The sequence below is a fragment of the Streptomyces sp. NPDC043680 genome, assembly GCF_056436685.1.
In genome coordinates, this window is the sequence record NZ_JBWKCE010000022.1 from 24,809 (window position 1) to 46,086 (window position 21,278).

Annotated in this window: 17 protein-coding genes, 5 pseudogenes and 2 CRISPR repeat arrays; of the genes and pseudogenes, 9 read left to right on the top strand and 13 right to left on the bottom strand. The window is 67.3% G+C overall.

Annotated features, from left to right (window positions below):
• The first annotated feature begins 5 nt into the window (after positions 1-5).
• Together cas1e and cas2e are read left to right on the top strand one after the other, a co-directional pair.
• Positions 6-1,013, top strand: coding sequence for a type I-E CRISPR-associated endonuclease Cas1e (gene cas1e / locus AC0666_RS29770; protein WP_478708699.1), 1,008 nt, complete (start codon positions 6-8; stop codon positions 1,011-1,013).
• A complete protein-coding gene (gene cas2e / locus AC0666_RS29775) occupies positions 1,010-1,315 on the top strand; it encodes a type I-E CRISPR-associated endoribonuclease Cas2e (RefSeq protein WP_478708700.1) in 306 nt (101 codons plus the stop codon). Before cas1e ends, cas2e begins: the two co-directional genes overlap by 4 nt.
• A 21-nt stretch (positions 1,316-1,336) precedes the next feature.
• A CRISPR array of direct repeats spans positions 1,337-2,587; the repeat unit is 29 nt; unit sequence GTCGTCCCCGCGCCCGCGGGGATCGTCCG.
• A gap of 91 nt (positions 2,588-2,678) precedes the next feature.
• A CRISPR array of direct repeats spans positions 2,679-2,951; the repeat unit is 29 nt; unit sequence GTCGTCCCCGCGCCCGCGGGGATCGTCCG.
• An 18-nt stretch (positions 2,952-2,969) separates the two neighbouring features.
• Here cas2e and AC0666_RS29780 read toward each other — a convergent pair.
• Positions 2,970-3,146, bottom strand: a pseudogene (locus AC0666_RS29780) (transposase); the annotation flags it as partial.
• A gap of 316 nt (positions 3,147-3,462) precedes the next feature.
• Here AC0666_RS29780 and AC0666_RS29785 point away from each other — a divergent pair.
• The gene (locus AC0666_RS29785; RefSeq protein WP_478708701.1) at positions 3,463-3,693 is read left to right on the top strand and encodes an e9imm peptide; all 231 of its coding nucleotides are present in this window, start codon (positions 3,463-3,465) and stop codon (positions 3,691-3,693) included.
• Positions 3,694-3,948: 255 nt separating this feature from the next.
• Here AC0666_RS29785 and AC0666_RS29790 read toward each other — a convergent pair whose 3' ends face one another.
• Both AC0666_RS29790 and AC0666_RS29795 read right to left on the bottom strand, forming a co-directional pair.
• Positions 3,949-4,653, bottom strand: coding sequence for a nucleotidyl transferase AbiEii/AbiGii toxin family protein (locus tag AC0666_RS29790; RefSeq protein ID WP_478708702.1), 705 nt, complete (start codon positions 4,651-4,653; stop codon positions 3,949-3,951).
• The gene (locus tag AC0666_RS29795) at positions 4,650-5,015 is read right to left on the bottom strand and encodes a hypothetical protein (protein ID WP_478708703.1); all 366 of its coding nucleotides are present in this window, start codon (positions 5,013-5,015) and stop codon (positions 4,650-4,652) included. Before AC0666_RS29795 ends, AC0666_RS29790 begins: the two co-directional genes overlap by 4 nt.
• 970 nt (positions 5,016-5,985) lie before the next feature.
• Here AC0666_RS29795 and AC0666_RS29800 point away from each other — a divergent pair.
• A pseudogene (locus tag AC0666_RS29800) lies at positions 5,986-6,340 on the top strand (Tn3 family transposase); the annotation flags it as partial.
• A gap of 292 nt (positions 6,341-6,632) precedes the next feature.
• Here the strand turns inward: AC0666_RS29800 and AC0666_RS29805 are convergent.
• Positions 6,633-9,014 (bottom strand): hypothetical protein, encoded by a 2,382-nt coding sequence (locus AC0666_RS29805; protein ID WP_478708704.1) that lies wholly within the window; start codon positions 9,012-9,014, stop codon positions 6,633-6,635.
• 604 nt (positions 9,015-9,618) lie between these two features.
• Between AC0666_RS29805 and AC0666_RS29810 the strand changes: the two genes are divergently transcribed.
• Positions 9,619-10,461, top strand: coding sequence for an IS5 family transposase (locus AC0666_RS29810; RefSeq protein WP_478708705.1), 843 nt, complete (start codon positions 9,619-9,621; stop codon positions 10,459-10,461).
• A 1-nt stretch (position 10,462) separates the two neighbouring features.
• On the opposite strand, the gene AC0666_RS29815 is transcribed toward AC0666_RS29810, so the two are convergent.
• Positions 10,463-10,774: a hypothetical protein gene (locus AC0666_RS29815; RefSeq protein ID WP_478708706.1), complete on the bottom strand. Its 312-nt coding sequence runs from the start codon at positions 10,772-10,774 to the stop codon at positions 10,463-10,465.
• Positions 10,775-10,966: 192 nt separating this feature from the next.
• Here AC0666_RS29815 and AC0666_RS29820 point away from each other — a divergent pair.
• Positions 10,967-11,569, top strand: a pseudogene (locus AC0666_RS29820) (transposase family protein); the annotation flags it as partial.
• A 147-nt stretch (positions 11,570-11,716) separates the two neighbouring features.
• On the opposite strand, the pseudogene AC0666_RS29825 reads toward AC0666_RS29820, so the two are convergent.
• A pseudogene (locus AC0666_RS29825) lies at positions 11,717-12,331 on the bottom strand (IclR family transcriptional regulator domain-containing protein); the annotation flags it as partial.
• A gap of 956 nt (positions 12,332-13,287) precedes the next feature.
• Between AC0666_RS29825 and AC0666_RS29830 the strand changes: the two are divergent.
• Entirely contained in the window at positions 13,288-14,553 is a 1,266-nt protein-coding gene (locus tag AC0666_RS29830; RefSeq protein WP_478708707.1) for a ricin-type beta-trefoil lectin domain protein, read from the top strand.
• 53 nt (positions 14,554-14,606) lie between these two features.
• Here the strand turns inward: AC0666_RS29830 and AC0666_RS29835 are convergent, their stop codons facing one another.
• From AC0666_RS29835 to AC0666_RS29850, 4 genes and pseudogenes are all read right to left on the bottom strand, one after another.
• Positions 14,607-15,074, bottom strand: coding sequence for a hypothetical protein (locus AC0666_RS29835; protein ID WP_478708708.1), 468 nt, complete (start codon positions 15,072-15,074; stop codon positions 14,607-14,609).
• Between the two features lie 472 nt (positions 15,075-15,546).
• Positions 15,547-16,131: a DinB/UmuC family translesion DNA polymerase gene (locus AC0666_RS29840; protein WP_478708709.1), complete on the bottom strand. Its 585-nt coding sequence runs from the start codon at positions 16,129-16,131 to the stop codon at positions 15,547-15,549.
• Positions 16,037-16,390, bottom strand: a pseudogene (locus tag AC0666_RS29845) (hypothetical protein); the annotation flags it as partial. The pseudogene AC0666_RS29845 and the gene AC0666_RS29840, both read right to left, overlap by 95 nt.
• Before the next feature lie 427 nt (positions 16,391-16,817).
• Positions 16,818-17,018 carry a hypothetical protein gene (locus AC0666_RS29850; protein WP_478708710.1) on the bottom strand — a complete coding sequence of 67 codons (201 nt, stop codon included), beginning with the start codon at positions 17,016-17,018 and terminating at the stop codon, positions 16,818-16,820.
• A gap of 35 nt (positions 17,019-17,053) precedes the next feature.
• On the opposite strand from AC0666_RS29850, the gene AC0666_RS29855 reads away from it, so the two are divergent.
• Complete coding sequence (locus AC0666_RS29855; protein WP_478708711.1) at positions 17,054-17,188, top strand: hypothetical protein; 135 nt, start codon at positions 17,054-17,056, stop codon at positions 17,186-17,188.
• 481 nt (positions 17,189-17,669) lie between these two features.
• Here AC0666_RS29855 and AC0666_RS29860 read toward each other — a convergent pair whose 3' ends face one another.
• Positions 17,670-18,146 carry a hypothetical protein gene (locus AC0666_RS29860; RefSeq protein ID WP_478708712.1) on the bottom strand — a complete coding sequence of 159 codons (477 nt, stop codon included), beginning with the start codon at positions 18,144-18,146 and terminating at the stop codon, positions 17,670-17,672.
• 978 nt (positions 18,147-19,124) lie between these two features.
• Positions 19,125-19,496 (bottom strand): hypothetical protein, encoded by a 372-nt coding sequence (locus AC0666_RS29865; protein WP_478708713.1) that lies wholly within the window; start codon positions 19,494-19,496, stop codon positions 19,125-19,127.
• Positions 19,497-20,006: 510 nt separating this feature from the next.
• Between AC0666_RS29865 and AC0666_RS29870 the strand changes: the two genes are divergently transcribed.
• On the top strand, positions 20,007-20,570 hold the full coding sequence (locus AC0666_RS29870; protein WP_478708714.1) for an HNH endonuclease family protein: 564 nt from the start codon (positions 20,007-20,009) through the stop codon (positions 20,568-20,570).
• A gap of 45 nt (positions 20,571-20,615) precedes the next feature.
• Here the strand turns inward: AC0666_RS29870 and AC0666_RS29875 are convergent, their stop codons facing one another.
• Entirely contained in the window at positions 20,616-21,149 is a 534-nt protein-coding gene (locus AC0666_RS29875) for a helicase associated domain-containing protein (protein WP_478708715.1), read from the bottom strand.
• Between the last annotated feature and the right edge of the window lie 129 nt (positions 21,150-21,278).

Sequence of the window (21,278 nt, forward strand, 5' to 3'; positions counted from 1 at the left end):
CACCCGTGCCCGATATCTGGTGGAAGGCCGACCCCCAAGACCTCCACCGCCTTATCGACCGCGTCTCCAGCATCTACGTGGAGCGAAGCCACCTGGACCGCGACGAAAACGCCGTCGTCATCATCAACAAACGCCAAACGGTCCGCGTCCCGGCAGCCATGGTCGCCGTCATGCTCCTCGGCCCCGGCACACGCGTCACCCACGCAGCCATCCGCCTGCTCGCCGATTCCGGCACCACCGTGTGCTGGGTGGGAGAGCAAGGCGTCCGCATGTACGCCGCCGGCCTTGGCCCCAGCCGAGGAGCTGGCCTCCTCCACCGCCAAGCTTGGCTCGTCACCCGTCCCAAGGAACGCCTCGCCGTTGCCCGCACCATGTACGGCATGCGCTTTCCCGGCGAGGACGTCTCCGGCCTCACCATGCAGCAACTCCGAGGTCGTGAAGGCACCCGTATCCGCAAGTACTACCGCGCCCAGGCCGCCCGCACCGGTATCACCTGGAACGGCCGCCTCTACAAGGCCGGCGACGCGTTAGCGGTCGGCGACGATCTCAACCGCCTTCTGTCCGCGGCCAACGCCGCCCTCTACGGCATTTGCCATGCTGTCATCATCGGACTCGGCGCCAGCCCAGGACTCGGCTTCGTCCACACAGGTAAGGCGACGTCCTTCGTCCTGGACATCGCCGACCTCTACAAAGCCGAATACACCATCCCGCTCGCCTTCGACCTCGCCGCGCAAGACCTCACAGAAGAGCGCGACGCCCGACTCGGCCTACGAGACCTCATTGCCCGCGACAAACTTCTTGGCCGCATCGTCACCGACGTCAAGAACCTTCTCACCCCTGAAGGAACAGACTTCGAGGACTCCGAAGCGAACCTCCTTTGGGACGAACACCTCGGTGCCGTCCCCGGAGGCACCAACTACGCCAGTCACGCGGATCTCGCAGCACACGGAACGACCGACAACCACATCGCGGTCATCGGACCTGAAATCGACGAGGCCGGTCCGGCATCATGACCGTCATCATCCTCATCGCGGCCCCGGAAGGCCTCCGCGGACACCTCACACGATGGATGGTCGAGGCAAGCGCCGGCGTATTCGTCGGCAACCCCACCCGCCGCATCCGCGACCGCCTCTGGGAGCTACTGGCCGCCAGAATCGGCGACGGCCAGGTCATCCTCATCGAACCTGCCGCGAACGAACAAGGCTGGGCCGTCCGCACCGCAGGCCGCGACCGCTGGCAGCCCGTCGACTTCGACGGCTTGATCCTCTCCGCCCGCCCACCAAAGCAACCAAACGAAAACAGCCATCCAGCCTGATAAAGCCCCAGCTCAGAAAGTGTCGTCCCCGCGCCCGCGGGGATCGTCCGGTCGGCAGCTTCCGTGCTTCTTCGGTGTCCCAGTCGTCCCCGCGCCCGCGGGGATCGTCCGCTCCTGTACTCCGGCGCCGCTGCCGACGGCATGTCGTCCCCGCGCCCGCGGGGATCGTCCGCCGCGGGGACATCGTCGCCCTGATGGTTGTAGGTCGTCCCCGCGCCCGCGGGGATCGTCCGCCCAACTCCCCCACAAACCGGGGGGACCCCGGGTCGTCCCCGCGCCCGCGGGGATCGTCCGTCTAGACCTGGCATATGCCCAGGTAGCGATGAGTCGTCCCCGCGCCCGCGGGGATCGTCCGGTTGCCGGTGTCTTCACGGCCACGCTGACCGGGTCGTCCCCGCGCCCGCGGGGATCGTCCGCTGGGGAACGGCGGGGTGTTCAGGGCGAACGCGGTCGTCCCCGCGCCCGCGGGGATCGTCCGGGCAAGACCGATGACCTGGAGGCACTGGCCAAGTCGTCCCCGCGCCCGCGGGGATCGTCCGGTCGCCCTCCGCGGCGGTCAGGTCAACCGCGCGTCGTCCCAGCGCCCGCGGGGATCGTCCGTTCGATCAAAACCGGATACTCCAACCCGCACCGTCGTCCCCGCGCCCGCGGGGATCGTCCGCCCGGCCCGGACTACCCGTCCGGAGCGTTCGAGTCGTCCCCGCGCCCGCGGGGATCGTCCGATCTACGACGCGGGATATCGCCTCACGGATCCGTCGTCCCCGCGCCCGCGGGGATCGTCCTCAACGTGGGGTCCTGCGACAGACCCGCGACCGGTCGTCCCCGCGCCCGCGGGGATCGTCCGCGGATCTCGCAGCCGGCCTCGGCCTTTGCCTTGTCGTCCCCGCGCCCGCGGGGATCGTCCGTTCATGTCCCCGATGCGGGTCACGTCGGCTCCGTCGTCCCCGCGCCCGCGGGGATCGTCCGTTGTGCTCACCGGTCAGGTCGACCCATACCCCGTCGTCCCCGCGCCCGCGGGGATCGTCCGGGGCTCGCGTGGCCACCGACGCATACGGCCTTGTCGTCCCCGCGCCCGCGGGGATCGTCCGCGGTACGGCATTGGGGACATCGCCAGGTTCTTGTCGTCCCCGCGCCCGCGGGGATCGTCCGACGGGGCCGAGGGCCTGGAGCGCCTGGGATATGTCGTCCCCGCGCCCGCGGGGATCGTCCGAGGGTGACCACGCGACTCGCACGGAGGTATCCGTCGTCCCCGCGCCCGCGGGGATCGTCCGCGTTGGGAATCTGAGAACGACGGAGTCGGCGAGTCGTCCCGCGCCCGCGGGGATCGTCCGCAAGCCCTGAGGGAATGGACGGACCGCAGAGTGTCGTCCCCGCGCCCGCGGGGATCGTCCGAGTGCTTGACACCGCATCAGCCGGGCCTTCAAGTCGTCCCCGCGCCCGCGGGGATCGTCCGCCTGCACCCACTGCCGGCCCGACACCGCCCTCGTCGTCCCCGCGCCCGCGGGGATCGTCCGAGGACACCGCCGCCGGTGGGGTAGATCGTTGCGTCGCCCCCGCGCCCGCGGGGATCGTCCGCCGTCCAGCGTCGGCCAGTGCATGTCCCGGATGTCGCCCCCGCGCCCGCGCGGATCGTCCGGGACGCACGCTCCGAGGACGGGACCACTTCGTGTCGCCCCCGCGCCCGCAGAACGAACAGGATGCCCTGGAACGCCTGCCGGTCAGGACGCCGCTAACGCCCGGGGTGCCGGGCCCGACGCTCGACCTTCGGCAGCAGTGGCTCGACCACCGCCCACAGCTCGTCGTCGACTTCCCATGGCTTCGGCCGCGCCACCCCGCACCCCCGGATAATCCGTTTTCGGTTCGGATGAGCCCGCTCTCGGCCTGCGTGAGCAGCTTGGGTCGGCAACGTGGTCCTGCAGCTCGGGATCGGTGACGCTTCCGGGGCGGTGACCCGGGGTGGACCGGCCGGTGAGACCGGGCGACGTGCGTGTCCACGTACACGGCCGCGTCCTTCTGGGTGGACATCTGATGTCCTCATGGGCGGACACCTGATCTCCCTCTGTGATGTGACTTTTCGTCCCTCAGCCGGGCGACTTGTCCGGCGGATCGTGTGTGTCGTTAGGGTGGCCCGCGTGGAGGGGGCCCGGATGAGTGCAGTGGAGATGAGCCACGCGGAGGCGACCGCGATGGTGCAGCGGATCATGGATGGGGACTACGCCTCCGAGGAGGAGGTGGACGGCTGGCTGGACAGGCTCGACCGAGCCCTGGTGTGTCCGTCCGGCCATGTCAGCGCCTTGATCTTCTGGCCGCCGGAGCGGGCGCTTTCGGCCGACGAGGTCGTCGATTCGGCCCTGGCGTATCGGCCGATCGCCCTGTGAAGCCGACGCCGTCCTAGTGCAGTGGCCTGACCCCGCCCGTGGTTGCCTGGGTGAGCCGGAGCCGGTGCCTTCGGTCAGGACGATGTGCGCGTGGTGCGGGAGCCGGTCGACCGCGGCCGTGGCGAGCCAACGGCCTCCTGCCCGCCCTGCCCGGCGCGACCGCTCCCTGCCCCGTAGAACCTCTACCGTCCCGACACCACATGGGTAAGCGGTAAGCAGCACCGCTATACCCCGTGTCCCACAGGAGCGGTCCTGTCAGGTCTCGTCCTCGTCGTAGTACGACTCCTGGCCCTGGTCCTGGTCCTGGTCGTGGTGGTGCAGGCGCTGGTCGAGGTCGGTGGCCCAGCGCTGGGCCCAGGCGCGCAGCTCGGCTGTCTCGGTTTCGGCCAGTCCGTACGCGGCGAACTCGAGGTCGTCGGCCCAGTCGGCGCCGGCGAGGCGGTCGCGGAGGTCCTGGAGGCGGAACTCGTCGCGGCCGTGCCGCTCGCCGAGGCGTTCGAGCTCGTGGGTGGTGCGGTGGCGGGAGGCGGCGTGTACGTCGATGAGGTCGCGTACGGCGCCGCGGTCGGCCAAGGCGCGGACCTTGGTGCCGATGACGGAGTCGAAGGCGAGTACCGGCCCGTACTCGGTCTGGGCAGGCGGCGCCCAGAAGTGCTCCTTGAGCACGTCGACCTCGCACTCCTCGCGGGTGTCCGGGTCGGTTGCCACAAGGCGGGCGGAGAGGGTGTCCACGTCGATCACGCGGATCTGCCAGCCCCGCTCGGCCAGGCCCCGCTCAAGGCTGGTGACGATCTCCGACATCGGGGCGGGGTTTTCGGTGGCGACGTCGAGGTCCTGGCTGAGGCGCTCGACGAGGCCGTGGGCCTGGACGGCGTAGCCGCCGGTGATCACGAGGGGGTAGGGGGTGCCGATGTCGATCACGGCGGCCAGGAGCCGGCGGTGCAGGTCGCTCAGCTTCACGCGGCGGCGGACCCTGCGGTCGCGAGCTCGGGGAAGGCTTCCTCCCAGACCTGCCGGATGTGCCGGCTGACCAGGGTGCGCAGGACGGGCCACTGCTCAATGAGGAGGTCGCGGTTGAGCAGGGTCACGAGGTCCTCGTGTTGCCCTTCCGCCAGGACGGTGCGGTACAGGCCCATGCGCAGTCGCGGCCGGTCCAGGTCGTAGGCACGCAGCCCGGACCAGGCCACGTGCAGCGGCAGCTCGACCACGCCGTGCCGCGGACCTGCCAGCTTCTCCAGGGAGGCGGGCAGCCGGCCCGCGTACCGGGCGTGGAGCACCTCGGCGGCCGAGGGCGCTGCGCTATCGGAGGAGAGCATGACCATGCAGTGATTATCCCGCGTCCCGCCTGTCTCCGGTACCGCAGACGCGACGCACGCGCCCAGCGACGATCCCGTGCAACGTGTGCCGGGCCATCCGAGCCACCCCCACGTCGAGCTTTCCGGCGATTGGGATCCCGACGGGACGAGGGCATGCCCGAAATGCCGGTTTCGATGAAAGTGCCTCGACGGGGCCTTCTGTCCGCCTAGAGTGGCAGGCCGTCGCTGCTCCCCGCACATGCCGGGCTGACCCTCAGCCCAGTCATGATGGAGTCGTGAACCCTCGTGACCTCGACCTCGTTATCGCTGCTGTCCATGCCGTTGGGGCGTGCTCACCGGGGGAGGAAGCCGATTGGACCGACCGGGTCCGCGAACGGGCCGTGAGCTCTACGTCCTGAGAGACACGGCCGGGCAGGACATCGCCCGGCTCGACGCCGCGAAGCAGTTCACGGCAACGCTGCCGGACGTACGGGTGGAAGCGTCCAGCACCCGCGGCGTACTGGTACTGCGCAACACCTCCGGCGAGCTGGAACAGCCGATCCGCACCGACCGCGGTGACTCCGAAGCAGGCCTGGCAATGATCGAACGCGCCCGCGCCCTGATCGGTCACCGGGTCCGGGTGTACCGCCTGAACGAGCGGATGGCCTCCAATCCCAAGCTGGAGGTGCGGATCGTGGTACACCTCGCCGACTTCGGCCTCGACACCGACCCGATCCACGAGAACAGCGCGGCAGAACGTCCTCGCGGCCGCCGAAGGCGACACGGCCACGGCACAACGGGCGTGGTCGAAGGCAGGCCTCCCGGAGGCTGGCGCCGTGTCCGTAACTGGCCGAGGCCCTTTCTTGCCTGCCTCAGGCCGACAGTGGGGGGCCGGACGTGCAGAGGCCTGCGCACATGCCGCCCTCGTGAGGCTGCGGGTCAGCAGGCCTGCTCGCCGGCCGTGCGGGGTCGCTTTCTTGATCTCGGAAGGTGGGAACTGCACATCCTGCGCCTGGCCGACGAGCCGTCCTACCGGCGGCACATCAAGACGCAAGCCAAGCTGCAGGAAGGCCGCCACGCTCTCGCCCGGAAGATCTTCCACGGCCACGCCGGGCAGCTCTACCAGCACTACCAGGAAGGAATGGAGGACCAGATCGGCGCGCTCGGCCTGATCCTCAACGCCCTGGTGCTGTTCAACACCCGTTACATGGACGCCGCCCTCGCCAAGCTCCACATCGAGGGCTTCGACGTCCGTGATTAGGACGTCGCTCGCCTCTCCCCGTTCGTGCGGCAGGCACCACGTCAACATGCCCGGCCGATACTCGTTCCTGCTGCCCGCGAGGCCCGTGTAATTGAGGCTCCTGAGTAACCCGGATGCCCCGAACGACGTATGACGTCGAGCCCCAGCGGCGATTCGAATAGCCAGGGGCGAGGAGGCCGCAGGCACAGCCGGAGGCGCCACAGTGGGGGAGCTTGCCCGACTCCCTTGCTTGGCTCCTGGACATTTTTCTCGACGCCTCCGCTCGGGGCCTCGCCCCCGGGGCGCCGCACCGGATTCGGTGTCACAGCTGTTGTGGCAAAGCGGCCGTGGTGGGCGGCCGCCTCAACCTGCCAGGGTGGGGCGGCCGGCCCCGTGTCGAGAAATCAATAGGCAGCTGGGAGAGATCGTCCTGTGTTGATGCTGGTCGAGAGTTTGAGCGTTCCAGTGGATTGCATAGCGGGGCCGTGTCCGTCGGCGGGGAGGGCTGTCAGGGTCCACTCGTAGGTGTCGCTGAACATGTGTTTGCCGTTCTGGTCCCTGCCGTCCCAGGAGATGCCGATCAGCCCCCGCGCCTCTCCGCCGCTGCGGACCACGGTGGTGAGGCCCGAGCTTTTGCTGCGTAGCCGCAGCTTCCAGGAAGCGACGGGCTTGGACAGCCACCAGCGGGTCTGTCCGCTGGTGGGGTTGTTGGCGATGACCGTGGACGGGATCGCCTGGTCGATGACGCTCAGCGGAGAGGTATTGCCGGTCACGCCCACCAAGTGGACGTTTTCGTTTGTGTCGATGTGGGCGAGGCGGCCGCCGAACCGGTCGACGGTCCACTTCGTCCAATTGGTGGCCCCCAGTGCCTCGTGTTCGCGTACGACACTGCCGGAGCGCAGGTTGAAGATTTCCAGACCGCCCTGTGCCCGGCGCACAACGAAACCGTCCCCGAGCTGAACCTCGCTTCTTTCCTCTTCGAAGGGCAGGGCGATCAGCTTGGCCGATGGGATGTGGTAAGCGGCGTAGGTATAGCGCTTCTGCAGGCAGACGACGTAGAACCAATCACCGGCGGCCTGGAGGTCATACGGGCGGCAGCCCGTGTGGAGATCGATGCGCCGGACGATCTGGCCTGTTCGCAGATCCGTTGCGGAGATCACTCCAGAATCACCCTCGGGCTGCCAAAGCATGGCGCCCCACAGGGCAGCAGCGCCGAACTGAGGCACCTTGGTGTGGTCGAGAACCTTGCCGGTATCGAGGTCCACCACAAACTGGGCGGTGTTGGAGGGGGTACTTGCGGAAAAGAGCAGGTAGCGACCTGAGGCGGCTATGGCTCTGGGCCAGCTGAGGGCGGCAGTGGATGTGGCGAGGGGGAACGTGCGCCGTCCGCCACCGGAGCGGGCATCCTGAACATGGACCTCGCTTTGACACCCAAGGCATGAAGTCTGAGGGCCAGGCGTCACTTCGACGAGGCGTCCATCACCGGTTGCCAGGGGCCCATAGCTTTGAGGATTGGAGCAGATCGCGTCAAAGTTGCTCTTACTGCAGCGCCATGCAGGCGCCTGGGCGACGGACACAGGACCGGACACGGAGGTCCGGTAGCCCTGGACACTGGTTTGGTAGTTGTCCCTCTGGCTGAGGGTGAGCTCCCCGTTCGCGAGCTTGGGGCCGTATCGCACGACCGGCTTGGACGGAAGCGATAGGAGCTGCTCCGCTGCCGGGACCCCCTGCGCGTTCAAAGCGATGCGGTAAATGCCCCAGTGCTGCCTGTCCGGACCACCGATCGCGTACAAGTTCCCATCGGACCCGATCACGAACTCGCGTGCCAGCGCCGGCAAGACAGAGCGAGGAGTGCCACCGGCGAGGGGGAACGCCAAGATCTCTTGTTCGTAAATACTGCTGGCGGCGGCGGCGATGATCAACCAGTCCCCCATCTGACGGACTTGCTCGTAAACGACGCCGACCGTGGTAGGGAACGTACGCGTCTCAGGGGTGCCCGTCCGAGCCGTGAGGATAACCTTGCCAGCGGTGCCACCTTCGACGGCATTCCACTTCTCGCCCAGGCCGGCATGAATGTAGGAATCCGGGCCAGCCGAGGTCGGCATGGGCAAGGAGCGCAGCGTCGCCGTGGGAAAGTCGACCACACCCAGCTGCTTGCCTGCGGGGCTGGCATACGTGACCAGTGCACCCCGGGCGTCAACTTCTCGCACGGCCAAATCCGTGACGAGCTCGTTCGTCGTCACCAGGACGTCCTTGCGCGGCTCGTTCTGGCGGCCGAGCAGGTGGAGGACAAGTCGCCCGTCCTCGCGCTTTTCCGTGGCCAGGACCTGGGTGGCGGAGAAGGCGTCCACCCAGGTCCTGTTGTCCTGAGAGGGAAGGTACTCGGTTGTGCCCGAGACGTAGTCGTGGATGGCGAGGGAGCCCTGGCTGCCGGTGTAGGTGTCTGAGGTGCAGGCCACCGAGTCACCCAGACGTCTCGTCCACTTGGTTGCGCCTTGGCAATGTTCAGCGTTGACCTCTTGGCCGTCCGCGAGGCTCCGCCAGTAGGTGGCCGCGTTTATCTCGGGCTGCATCTGCAGCCCGGTACCGGCCGCGACGAGGTTACGCTGGGGCGCCGAACCGCTTGGCACTGCGGCAAGGATCGCTTCTCCACCCGGCGGGGCGCCCGCGGCTGTTCCCGGCATAGCAGCGGCCATGACCATGGTCAGCGCAGCTACGCTGATCATGTGTGATCGTTTCATGATGTCCCACCTCTTGAAGTGCAGGGCATCCGTGGTGTTCGCCACCCCCCGCGGCAAAGTGAGCGGATCATAACAAGAAGCAGAACAGGCGCCTCCGCCCAGCTCGGCTGGTCTGTCTGTCCCTGTCTGCGGGCGGTCGGCTTCCCCCGCGATCCGCCGGTCGATGCTAGGGGCCCGCCGGCTGGTGGTGAAGGAAACGGGCGACCTCCTGGAGGCCCGACGGCGAGCACCCCGCCGGTGCCGACTTTCCAAGAGGCGCATCGCAGCCACACGTCCAGGGTAGGAGTGGGGTGCTCGCGGCCGCGGCGGCGCCGTTATCAGTCCCGCTGACGCGGTTGCCGAGCCGCGGCTTATGTGAACACAACCTTGCCCCGTGTCGGGCCATCGAGGACAGAAGCATCAGAAGACAGGTCGTTTGAAAACGTCTCCTAAAAGAGCGTTTTGTCCCGGCATGGGTGCTTCATCGCAGTTCAGGTGGCAGAACGGTTCGGGTCGGCTGAGGCTTCGGACGTCTGTTGTGGCAGGCGGGGCGGGTGCCGTCTTTCGAGGGTCCGTTTCGATCCCTTCGCTCCTGTCTGATCCCAACGCGCCCCCGGTCGCGCCTGTTTGCGCCCTGCAACGAGAAGGCCGCCATCGCTACTACAGAAACATGCCTCGCAGACCGCGACCGTATCCGAGCGACCTGTCCGATGCCCGTTGGAAACTGCTGGAACCAACTCTGACGGCCTGGCGGGCCGAGCGAAGAGGGAAGGGCCTGGACATCGGCCGGCCGCCCGAACACGATCTGCGCCGAATCATGGACGCCATCCTCTACGTCGACCGGACCGGGATCCCATGGAGGTATCTGCCGCACGACTTCGCTCCGTGGGAAACCGTCTACGGATACTTCGCCGCCTGGCAGAAGGACGAGGTCTTCGACAAGCTCAACGGCCTCCTGCGACGCCTGGTCCGGAAGGCCGAAGGCCGCGATGTCGAGCCCAGCGCCTGCGTTCTCGACGCCCAGAGCGTTAAGACCTCGGCCAATGTGCCCGCGGCCGGCCAGGGCATTGACGCGGGCAAGAAGATCGCGGGCCGCAAACGTCACATCGGCGTCGACACGCTCGGCCTCCTCCTGACCGTGCTGGTCACCGCCGCCAGCGTCTCCGACAACGCCGGTGGCATCCATCTGCTCTCGGACATCGCCGAAGGCCACCCCCGCGTCACGAAGGCGTGGGCCGACACCGGTTATCGCACCAAGGTCATCGACCACGGCGCCCGCCTGGGCATCGATGTCGAAGTCACCCGCCGCGACCCCGCCCAGAAGGGCTTCAAGGTGATTCCGCGACGCTGGGTCGTCGAGCGGACCTTCGGCTGGCTCATGCATCACCGCCGGCTCGCCCGCGACTACGAAACCCACCCCCACCGCTCTGAAGCCATGATCAAGGTGGCCATGGTCGACCTCATGAGCCGACGACTCACCCACGAATCCACCTCGAACTGGCGCGACTCCTGAGTCAGGAGAAAGCGCCCTGAGCAGGGCAGTGCCAGTCGGCCGAGTCGATCAGGTTCTCCTCCGTGTCACTGAGGTGGAAGCAGTTTCCGTTGACCCACACCGTGATCGATTCGGGCCGATGGTCGACCTGGAATGGTTCGTCCTCCCGCAGAGTTCCGGACCATGAGCCATCCGCTGCAGGCGAGTGGGTGACAACGACCCACGTCTGCTTCGGGAGCATCTGGTGCGTCTCTGCCCAGGGCTCCACGGTCAACTCCAGCGCGGACTCACCTCCATTGCTGATCAACAGCCGCGCTGTTCCGACACTGCCCATTCCTGGCACCCCTCCTTGCCTCTACGGGCGATCCCGCACGCAGCTGCAGAGTACGGGCCCGCACGACCCGATCGTCACGCACGCACGACTACCTGAAGCCGCCCTGCCACCCGAGATATCAAACAGCCCTGCCGGGATAAAACGCTCTTTAAAGGGTGTTGCAGAAGGCTCGGTCTTGGGCATTTTGCCTGTATGGGTGGGGTGTTGCGGGCTGAGCCGGTGTGGGTGGAGACGTTCACGGGCTTGCGGATGGACCGGTTCGCGAAGCTGGTGAAGGTGGTCCGGGAGCGGGGCGGGAATGGTCCCGGTGGCGGCCGGCCGTGGTGCTTGCCGCTGGCCGACCGAGTGCTGCTGGTAGCCGTGTACTACCGCACCAACCTCACGATGCGGCAGCTCGCCCCGCTCTTCGGGATCTCTTCGGCGACGGTCTGCCGGGTCATCCAGCGCCTGGGGCCGTTACTCGCGCTGGAGCCGGCCCCGCGGCCCGTCGCGGAGATCGAACGCCTGTGGATCGTTGACGGCACCCTCATCCCGGTCCGCGACCGACAGGTCGGCGCCTCCTCCCGCAACTACCGCTTCTCGGCGAACGTGCAGGTCATCATCGACGCCGACAGCCGCCTGGTCGTCGCGAGCGCCCGACCGGCGCCGGGCAACAAGGCCGACGCGCATGTCTGGCGGGAGTCGGACCTGCCGGCCAAAGCTGCCGGGACGAGGGTGATCGCAGACGGCGCCTACCTCGGCACCGGCCTGATCGTCCCCCACCGCAGAAGGGCCGGACGTCCCCTCCTGCGCGGGCTGGGTGGTGAGGAGACGGGCGAGGAGGAGGCCGGTGGAGGCTGTGCTGAGGGCTGTGGCGGTGCGGCGTAGGCGGCGGTGTTGGTCAGTGGGCAGGGCCATGGCGATGCAGGTGGCGTCATGGCCGGGCAGGGTGAGGGAGAACGCGGCGCACAGGTTGCGTTCGGAGTACTCCAGGAGGTCGAACTGGAGGGCGTTGGGGCCGTGGTTGTCGAGGTTGTCGAAGAGGGTCCGCGGGTCGGTGATGGTGCGGTCGGTGAGGGCGATGGGCTGGTAGCGGGCGAGGTGTTCCATGCGGGCTTCGAAGTTGAGGTCGGCCAGGAGGGCTTTGCCGACGGCGCTGGCGTGGGCGGTGTCGGTGAATGCGGCGCCGACGTGGACGGGCGGTGCGCTGGCGTTGTGTGAGGACTGCAGGATGGTGACTTCGCCGCTGGTGTACGTGGAGAGGTAGACGGCTGCGCCGAGGTGGTCGCGCAGCCCGTCGAGGGTGCGCTGCATGAGCAGCTCGTGCTGGTCGGGGCGGCCGGCCATCTCCATGACGGGCCCGGGCCGGTGTGCGCCCGCGGTGGTCTCGACGAGGTACTGGGCGCGCAGCCAGTGCAGCAGCCAGGCTGTGGAGGTCACGGACATGCCGGGGCGGCGGGCGAGGTCGCGGGTGGTGATTGCCCCGCTGGTCTGGATGTGGTGGAGCAGGTCACGGGCGCGTAGGGCGGCGGCCTGCTGGCGGGGTGCCTGTGCGGGTAGTACGCGGGAGCGGGCCATGTCGATCAGGACCGCCGGGCGCAGGGCGTTGGCCGACCACCGCCCCTCTTTGACCGCACCCGTCCCGGGGACAGTAGCGGCAGGCTCGTTGTGGTCCGGCCCTTGGCAGCCGCGGGGAAACGTACGGAAGGAGTGGGCGGCGTTCGCACGAAGCCGGACACGGCCGCCCCGTACTGACCGGAAGCCGTCGACAGGCTCATGCTGCAGGAGCGGCCCGGATCTACCCGGCGACGATCACGCTCGCATCGAAGGTTCACATCTCGCTTTCCGAAGACCTCACCCGCTGGCGCTGGCAACGAGGGGTCCACCTCTTGGGTTAGCCGATATCCATCGGTTGTCTATGGCGCAGAAAGAGGGAGTGCTTTCAGTCGGTTGATGGCTCTGAGCGGTGACTTCTCGCCAATATTCGATCTAGTGATCGATTGAGCTCGCCTCATGGTTAGGCTGCCGATGTCATGATGGGCGAGAGGTGGGGGGTTAGCGGAATGAGAACAGGCCGAGTTGCGACAGCAGCTCTCGGTCTCGCCGCTGCAATGGCGGCGATGCTGTCTCCAAACGCTGTTGCGTCAGGCAAGGGATCAGGTTCATGGGTCTGGACAAGGTCGGCTGAACCACCGTCGCTTGCGGTGCTGGGAGCCCCCTATGTGTTAGGAACGAATTCCGTCCAGTCCTCCCCAGTTGACGGTTCCCAGGAGCCACCGAAGCCTGTAGTGCCTACCCCTGAGTACGAGGCTCAGGCCAAAGAGCACAGCAAAGCTCATTACACCGGCGACGGGTCTCCCCCAGCCTCATTGAGGGCGGCCGGGCCAGTCCTGCCTGACTTCAGTGGATGCAATGCAAATCCGGCAGGCCATAACCCTGCCGACGCCGGTTTCATTAAAAATCACTTCGAGTTTTGCCGGTGGGGCTACAACATCCTAACGAAGCTCGACGGAAGCGGGCGTGTTGAGGGGCAGGTGAAGTTCAAGGAGACCGAAGTAGGGAGGGGCTCCAGTGAGGCCCGCGTGGGCACGATCCACACCAAGGTCACAGAGGTCAATGTGACGGGTGTATTTGTCGGCGCCTCTATGACCATGTCGCCGTCGGCAGCTGGCTACCCCGGCGCCTGTACCACAACATTCGGCACGTCCTCCTCCTACACGAAGCCACTGGCTGGGTGGGGAGAGACCTATATTTCATATGACGTCATCGGGAATGCCCTCTCTGGTGACCAGAGTAGAATCGACAAACCTCTATCATGCAACTTCCAAAGTAATTGGAAGGTGAATGGAGCTAAGGGTGCGTCGGACTGGTACCATGCGCCCGAGCAGGCCATGCGCATGGATTCTGCTGACTATCTCAAGCAGTTTGGAACGGGAGCAGAGGGCGCGATCTTCAGTCGGGTCACCCCATGGTTCACCTATGACTACAACGATTCAAGCGTGAAGCAGGTGGCAGAGCACATCTTCTCCGCCTACGAGAACCCATTGAGTACTGAACCGCGAGTCGACGTTCCCAAGAAGATTCCCGGCAAGTATGGCAGCTCCACCATGCTTACCAGGAACTACCCCAACTTCAATGCCGCATCCGGACAAATTCGGGACAGTAACGAGAGGGCAAAAGACGCTGCCTGTAGAAAACTGGTGAAGGGCAACCCTACCTACCAGTGTGACGAATTTCCTTTCGCGTCCACTAAGGAGGGTGCCGGATCTGGCGAGAACTTCTCTGTTCGTTACGTTCCCCAGTCGGCGAACGGTAGTGCGGGCGGTAAGCTGGCTGCGTGGTATGCCCAAGACCGAATCTTGGACGGCGATAAATTCCAGGTCCTAATCCAAAATCACGGAAAACTCGTACCTGACTCACTGATCTCAATCCATTCCGGAAAGGCTCTCGACGTCGCGGGGTGGGCTGCTGGGGCGCCTGCGCAAATCTGGGACTATTGGGGCGGCCCTAATCAAGACTTGACATACAATGACGATAATGAGCTGCGCATTTTCGGAAATAACTGCCTTGATGGTGGTGCCGGGACCCCGGGTACGCCGGTAACGAGCCAGGCCTGTTCAGGAACTGATTCGCAGAAGTGGGTAGCAGGCACAACGATCCCCACCTCCACTCCGGCGATCTTCCATGTTCCATCAGGGCTTTGTTTGGATGTCAGTGGCTGGGGCACTGCCAATGGAACCCCGCTGATTCTCTGGCAGTGCAATGCGGCGGATAATCAGAAGTGGCGCGTGGCTGGATAGTGCGATGAAAAATCGCTGACCCGCAGGAATCTCCCTGCGGGTCAGCGGATCGTTTACAGTTCGGTGAACTGAATTACGTATTCTTCGAGCCCTTCGATAGGATAGATGACCCCCAGCATTTCGTCGTATCGTTCCCGTGCCGTGTCGCCTCCCTTACGCCAAACAGTAAGTTCATACTCGCTGTCTGGGATCAAAGGGAAGGATCCGTGGGGGCCGTCGATAGTGAAGAAAGAGGCGTCGCCGCTAAACGTTTTATAACGCCCATGACCAATCTCCTCGAAATCCGTTGCCGGAGGCTTAGGCTGGCCCTTTCGAACTTCGACTCTGACAGTAAGTCGATGGGTTCCGATAAGGCTCATAATGCGGACGGCGCCGCGAGCTATACGAACCGGAACTTCGTCCATCTCAAGATCAAGCCAGGCAGGGGACAAAGCCTCGTCGGACGACCTGGCTTCTTGAATGCCGAAGATGGAGCGGTCGATGGGAAGCTGGAATTCCTTGTGCAGGGCATCGTCTGGCATGATGAAAGAGTACTAGCTGGACCGTCGCGTCTTCCTTGAAATCGCTACGCGAGTATGACCCAGGGCATCCAAGCGCAGAACGAGCTTTTCAGACAACTGCCGGTGTCCGGAATCTGCCGACACATCTCACGGGCCAGAGCCGCCCCACGGGTCGCGGAACGATACGACCGCAACAGCAAGCTGCGCGACGCCGACAGACCTTCTCTGCGCCAAGCCGCGAGCCGGCACCCGAACACCTTCGCCCGTCGTTCCCGACCATGCAATGGACTGGCGTCCGTTCCACTTCCGCTTGGGTCTCCGGGACAGCGCTCGACGGCACCCTCACGCGACGGGGATCCGACCGGCGACGTACAGGCGCAGTCGGGCATCACTCAAGGGATGGCGGCAGGTGCCGCGATCGACGGCGGTGTACGCAGCCGATTGAGGCCCGTCTCGGAAGTCACCACCAGCCGCACCACAGGCAGACACCCGCTCAGCCAGCGCGTGGGTAGGTGGAGGCGGGGCCGACAGTGCCTGCTCCGAACTTGCCGTTCAGCAGATCGACGGTCTTCTCCGCGCGCAGTCGGAGTTCGCGTCCCGGGTCGAAGGTGAGCTGTTCAGCCACGGTGGAAGCGTCGATCAGCTGCTCGCAGCGTAGGGCGACGCCGCGGAGCCGGGCCCGCTGTAGACCCAGTGTCCGGAACAGCTCGTAGGCGGTGTCTCTTAGATCGTCGGTGTGGGCGGAGAGGCCTCCTGGGACTTGGCGTGTGCGGTGGAGCTGGGAGCGGTCGGCCAGGGTGACGGTCAGCGTCAGAGCCCGCGCGGCCTGGCGGCGGGTACGCAGCCGGTCGCCGAGCTCGACAGCCAGCGACAGCAAAGCGGCCCGGACAACGTCGGGGGCCAGGGTGTCTGTCGGGAAGCCGCTGGGCCGCGGCGCTGTGCGGCAGCTCGGCCGGCACGACCATCCGCCGGTCGATGCCCCGGGCCCGCTCCTGCAGCATGCGCCCGGCCTGGCCACCCAGGACCCGCTGCACCGTGCCCTCTGGCAGCTGCGCCAACAACCCGACTGTGTGCACACCGAACGCGATGAGCCGCTGGGCCTGAGCGCGGCCGATTCCGTGGAGCTCGCCGACCGGCCGGTGGTGCAGGAAGCGGGCGACCTCGTCGGGGGAGGAGCCGATGGCGAGGACCCCGCTGGTGCCGGCTTCCCGGGAGGCCATCGCGGCCACCGTCCAGGTCGGTCCGACCCCGACGCTCACGGGGAGGCCGTAGGGAAGCAGCCTTCCGGCTCGACCCGGTTGGCCCGCAACACGTGGTCCCCATGTCGCCGAAGACATGCCAAGGCCATGACATGACCCCGGCAGGCCTCCCGAGCACACGAGGCAGCAGTCAACTCAACCGCCCGCCCCCCGAGGTCGTCTGCGGGCCCGATTGCGCAGCATCGGTCAGGCGAGGCGGGATCCGAGGCGGAACCGCATCTCGGCCGCGCGCGGGTTGAAGCTCTTTGGGGTCGGGCCGTCGATGAGACGGAACGCCAGGCACTCGACGAGGAGGCCATCGGTCGGGATCGGACTGGTCCGGGTCGGGAAAAACCCGTTGGCGGAACCACGGCAGCCACTGTGTATACGTGGACGGCGCCCTATTCACCGCCTTCGGAGCCTGGGTGTGGAGGCCGGCCGGTGCTGGTCGCACCGCCGACCGCGCACTGCGTCACCGCGTGCGCGCACTGGGAACACGCTGCTGGTGGGTGGGGCGGCGGGGCGGTCAGGTGGCCGGCGCCGCAAGTTCAAGGCTGCCGTCGGGGAGGCGGCGGGCCGAGACGCCGGAGCGGAGGAAGAGGACCTCCTCCCAGGCGGGGGCGGAGTGTCTGGGGTGGTGGACGACGGTGAAGGGGAGGGCGGGGCCGGTGACGCAGAGTTCGCCGGGCCGGTAGCAGGTGAGGGCGCGGCCGCGGTCGTCGACCACGCGGATCCGGACCTGGGCACCGGGGTGCCGAGGGAATGAAGGGCGGTGCCCGGCGGGGTGAGCTCGTGCTCGTCCACCGGCTCGTGGGCGGGTACCTGGCCGGGGCCGCGCCGTTGCCGGTCGCCGACGAACGCGACGATCCGGGACTGGGACCCACGATGGGCGAGTGACCCCCGGTGGGGGGGGCTAAACCCCAGGCTGCCGTTTGCCAGCCAAGAGGCCCAGGTGGGTGCTCGCCTCCCGGACGCACTTCAAGCGCACGCCAGCGCGAGGCCGTCAGTACCGGCCGGCCCTGTTCATCCTGCGCTTGACCCTGGACTACCCGGCCCTGGTAGCGCCTGCGGAATTGTCAGTGGGGTTGAGAGGCTGGCATCAGTGTGTCGATGACCTTCACTCCCGGGGGACCGAAGGTCGAGGGGACCTGGGAAGCGGAGGCGTATGCGGTGAGGCGGTTCCGCGGCTTCGTCGGGACGCACGGCTCGGGTGGCGTGGCCATCGCCTTGTGGGCCGAGACGGACGGTATCCGGCACCCCTGCGTACTTGGACGAAGGACCACGGAGAGGTGATCCGCGCCGAGCGCTGACGGCTCCCAGGCCGCCGCGACGACCCCGTCCAGGTCGTCATCGGTGTCGGCCTGGGTGGGCAGCATCCTCAGGCTGGCCAGTTGACCTGCCCGCTCTTTACCTGAAGTACATCCGGAGCCTCGGCTTCATAGAACCTGAGGGATCCGATCTCCACTGCGCTGTCCCCGGGCAGGTGGGTTTGGTGTGCCCTTGTGGCCAGCCAGCACAGCAGCTCGCCGACCTTCTCGAACTCGTCCGGATGGATCTCCTGTCGGGACGTCAGCGACCAGCCCTTCCACGTCGCGTCCGCGTGAGGGGCCAGTGCCGAGCAGAGCACACCACCCACCCGCCAAGCCGCGTCGTGCCCGGCCAGCAGCGGATAGGGGTCGTCCTCGATCACCGGGATCCCGGAGTCGTCGACCACTACGGTCGGGAACGCGGTGACGATGGACAGGCGCTTCGGTTGGGGTCCGAGCCCCAGATGCCATCTGAGCTCGGCGAGCTCCTCCTCGGAGATCTCGCCCGTCAGGTTGACGGCAATCTTCAACTCATAAATGTCACTCACCCGGTGAACCTACGACCGGGCCGTGGCAAGGCGAGCGGTCTGCCCGTACGAACCGGTGCTTGTAGGCGGTCTACCACGCCCGAAGACAGCTTGCAGGTCACCGTCCGCCACTGGCCGGCCGCGACGTCGCCGGCCGACACCCCGCGGCGCACCAGGCTCGTGTACCGGGTCGGTCTCAGCGGCACCGAGTCGCTGCCGGGTGCAGGCACGTGGCGGCGCCGGGCCCACAGGGTGTCTGCGACCTCCCCATCCCCACGCCGTCATGGTTGGCTGTGGGAACGGGCTGCAAGGCCGCGGGTACTGGCGGCACACCAGCCACACCGAGATCATCTCACCTGCGACCGGCAGCTCCTGGACAGCCTCTGTGCCGCCCGTTGGTTCGGATGCGGGAGGATTTGAGCATCGGCTCCGTGCTTGTTGTTCGGTCCCACGAACAGTGATCAGGCGGAGGTGGCATCCCGTGCATGGACCCGTGCTGGGTCAAGATGGAGTTCGTAAGCGGTGTAGCACTCGCTGATCTCGGTTCCCACCGCAGCGCCGCATGGGCACAGTCGATTCAGTCCGCCCCGGCCATGCAACCCGCAGCAGCCTGCGTGGTCCCCTTCAAGGTCGGGCAACAGGTCTGGGGCGTCGTTGGGATGGAGAACGATCGTGTCTCGGGGGCCTGCGGAAGTGAGGAACCCGTCCCCGTCGGGATCGCCAACAGCCGGTCCCCCGGGAAACACTGCGACGCATTCGTCCGTGGGCAGAAATGGGGCGCCCCATGGCTCGGGCTCCAGGGCGTAAAACCCCTCATTCATGGTGGCCGGGGCCCGGCGATACCCGTCGGGTCCGATCCGCCCGTCGAACTCGGGCCTGACCAGTGTCTCGGAGACCTGAACAGCCCCGGTCAGAGGTCGGGCACAGGCGGCACACACAAAATTGATCACACGACGTTCTAGCCCGCCGAACCCGCATCAGCAAGGGAGTATTGCGGGGCTACTGGAGCAGGATCATCTTCGGATCAGGTGGAAGCCGGCCCGGCCGTAGAGCTGTCGATCTTCTTGATGCGGTTGACGGCGCCCTCGATGCTGCCGGAGCTCCAGTCCAGGGTGTGAGCCCTGCTGTCACGGCGTCGAGGTCCCGGAGCAGGTGGAGCGCGAAGCCGGTGAGACCGGGTAGTTGGCTGGCGTCGACTGCGTCTATCCAGACAGCGAGCGTGCTGCCGAGGCGCCCGCTGAGTATCTCGCCGAAGTCGCGGACGTGTCCGGCAGCCGTTTCCAGTTCGGGGCAGCGGGTCAGAACGTCTTTCAGGCTGGCGCGATCCTCCTCGGTCAGGGCGGTGGGGTGACGGGTGAGCCAGCCGGTCACCTGCCGCACCGTCGGCGGCCGCGGCGGCCCGGCGGACGGAGCCCCGCGCAAGGTGGCGACATGGGCGCGGACCATGGCGTAGGTGACGGGAGCGTGCTCGGCAACCAGCTCACTGTGCAGTCGGGTGACGCTGGTGCATCCCTCGGCGAATCGCCGCTCCAAAGGGCTTGTAGGGGTCCAGCCTGCTGGGTCGGGGCCGGTTCTCGCGGAAGATGTCCTGCCAGCGTGCGGCGTTGGCGTATCGGAGCACGGTGTTGAGGCCCCAGCTCAGGTGCCGGGCGATCGCCCGGCGTGAGTGGCCTCGGGCAAGCAGCTCGTGGACCAGTGCGTGGGCTGCCTTCTTCCGCTCGGCCCGCCGGCCGACGGGCACTGAGTTCTCCTGCGGCCGACCGGCAGCCAGCCGGGTAGCCTCCGGCACATGCCGCTGGTTGACGGGTTGCGCAGGCAGTCGCGGTGGGCGCCGGGGGTTTGACGCGGGCGCCGGCTCCGTCGTCGGCTGTCGATGCGCCGTTGTTCCAGGCGCTGGCGTGGATCGAGGAGGGCCCCGAAGGCTCGCGTGACGGCTACAGCCGCACGCAGTTCAAGCACTGGAACGCGGGCCTCAATCTGGGTGATGGCTGTGACACGCGCAAAGAGGTGATCTTGGCGGAGGCGCTGCTGGCTCCGGAGGTCGGGGCGAAATGCGCGCTGACCGGTGGCCGGTGGTGGTCGGAGTACGACCAGGTGTGGATCACCTCGGCGTCGTCGCTTGACGTGGACCACATGGTCCCGCTGGCAGAGGCTTGGGACTCCGGGGCGGTTTCGTGGACGGCGGCCCGGCGCGAGGCGTACGCCAACGATCAGGGCGCGCCGAACTCGCTGATCGCGGTCTCCGGCAGTTCAAACAGGTCAAAAGCGGACAAGGATCCGGCGGACTGGCTGCCGGTGAAGGCGGACCAGTGCAAGTACGCCGCGGACTGGGTGGCCGACAAGCTGCGTTGGAGGCTGACCGCGGACCCGGCCGAACGCGACGCGCTGTCCCGGCTGGCGGAGGACTGCCCGGGCACGACGGTCTCCTACGAGCAAGTCCCGTAACCCGGCGTGCCCCGGCCCCGGTGCAGGAGCCGGGGCGACGCTGTGCTACCCGGTGGGGGTGAACCCCATGCGGCGGCCGCCGCAGGCGCAAGCCGGCGGCGGCCGGTCTGCTTCGGGGCTGGCTGCTCTGCCGGCCCGGGGTCTCGTCTCGACGCGCGAAAGCTCCCGATCTGGCCTACAGGTTGTCCTGCCAGTCCGCCTCGGCGGTTCCCACACCATCCCCAGACGCTCAAGCCGCGCCGCCCGCCGGCCATCCAGCCGACCGGACGCGTACGCGGCCCCGCTGGGGCGGATCCACCGCCCCAGCGGATACCCCCACTCCACCACCGCGCCCAGCGGCACCCGCAGGTGGCCCTCACGCGACGACCACCGCCGCGCCGCCCAGTAGCCCCGCGTCCAGTCCTGCCGCTCACAGTCGATCACGCGCAGCGACACCATCTGCCACGGGGAGCCGGCCCTGCGCCGCCGCCGGTCCGGCCGGCGATGGACGGTGGGTCGGGTGGTCGTGACGCTCGGCGGTGAGGTGGTGGCGGCCGCGGTGGCTGTGTGGGCGCCGGGGTGGGCGGATGCGGCGCACATCGTGACCGCGGCCGTGCGGGCCGCTGCACGGCTGTACCGCGGCCGGGGTGGCCGGCCGCGCGGCTATAGACCGTTCGCACCGGGGGCCGGGCTGAGCGCACACAGGTGACCGTCGGCGTGCGACCGTGC

What these genes read in the sequence shown, in the direction of transcription:
- AC0666_RS29815 (WP_478708706.1), bottom strand. Translation starts at nt 10,774, where the DNA reads ATGGGCAGTGTCGGAACAGCGCGGCTGTTGATCAGCAATGGAGGTGAG.
- AC0666_RS29875 (WP_478708715.1), bottom strand. Translation starts at nt 21,149, where the DNA reads ATGTGCGCCGCATCCGCCCACCCCGGCGCCCACACAGCCACCGCGGCC.
- AC0666_RS29785 (WP_478708701.1), top strand. Translation starts at nt 3,463, where the DNA reads ATGAGTGCAGTGGAGATGAGCCACGCGGAGGCGACCGCGATGGTGCAG.
- AC0666_RS29810 (WP_478708705.1), top strand. Translation starts at nt 9,619, where the DNA reads ATGCCTCGCAGACCGCGACCGTATCCGAGCGACCTGTCCGATGCCCGT.
- AC0666_RS29795 (WP_478708703.1), bottom strand. Translation starts at nt 5,015, where the DNA reads ATGGTCATGCTCTCCTCCGATAGCGCAGCGCCCTCGGCCGCCGAGGTG.
- AC0666_RS29855 (WP_478708711.1), top strand. Translation starts at nt 17,054, where the DNA reads ATGAAGGGCGGTGCCCGGCGGGGTGAGCTCGTGCTCGTCCACCGGCTC.
- cas2e (WP_478708700.1), top strand. Translation starts at nt 1,010, where the DNA reads ATGACCGTCATCATCCTCATCGCGGCCCCGGAAGGCCTCCGCGGACAC.
- AC0666_RS29835 (WP_478708708.1), bottom strand. Translation starts at nt 15,074, where the DNA reads ATGCCAGACGATGCCCTGCACAAGGAATTCCAGCTTCCCATCGACCGC.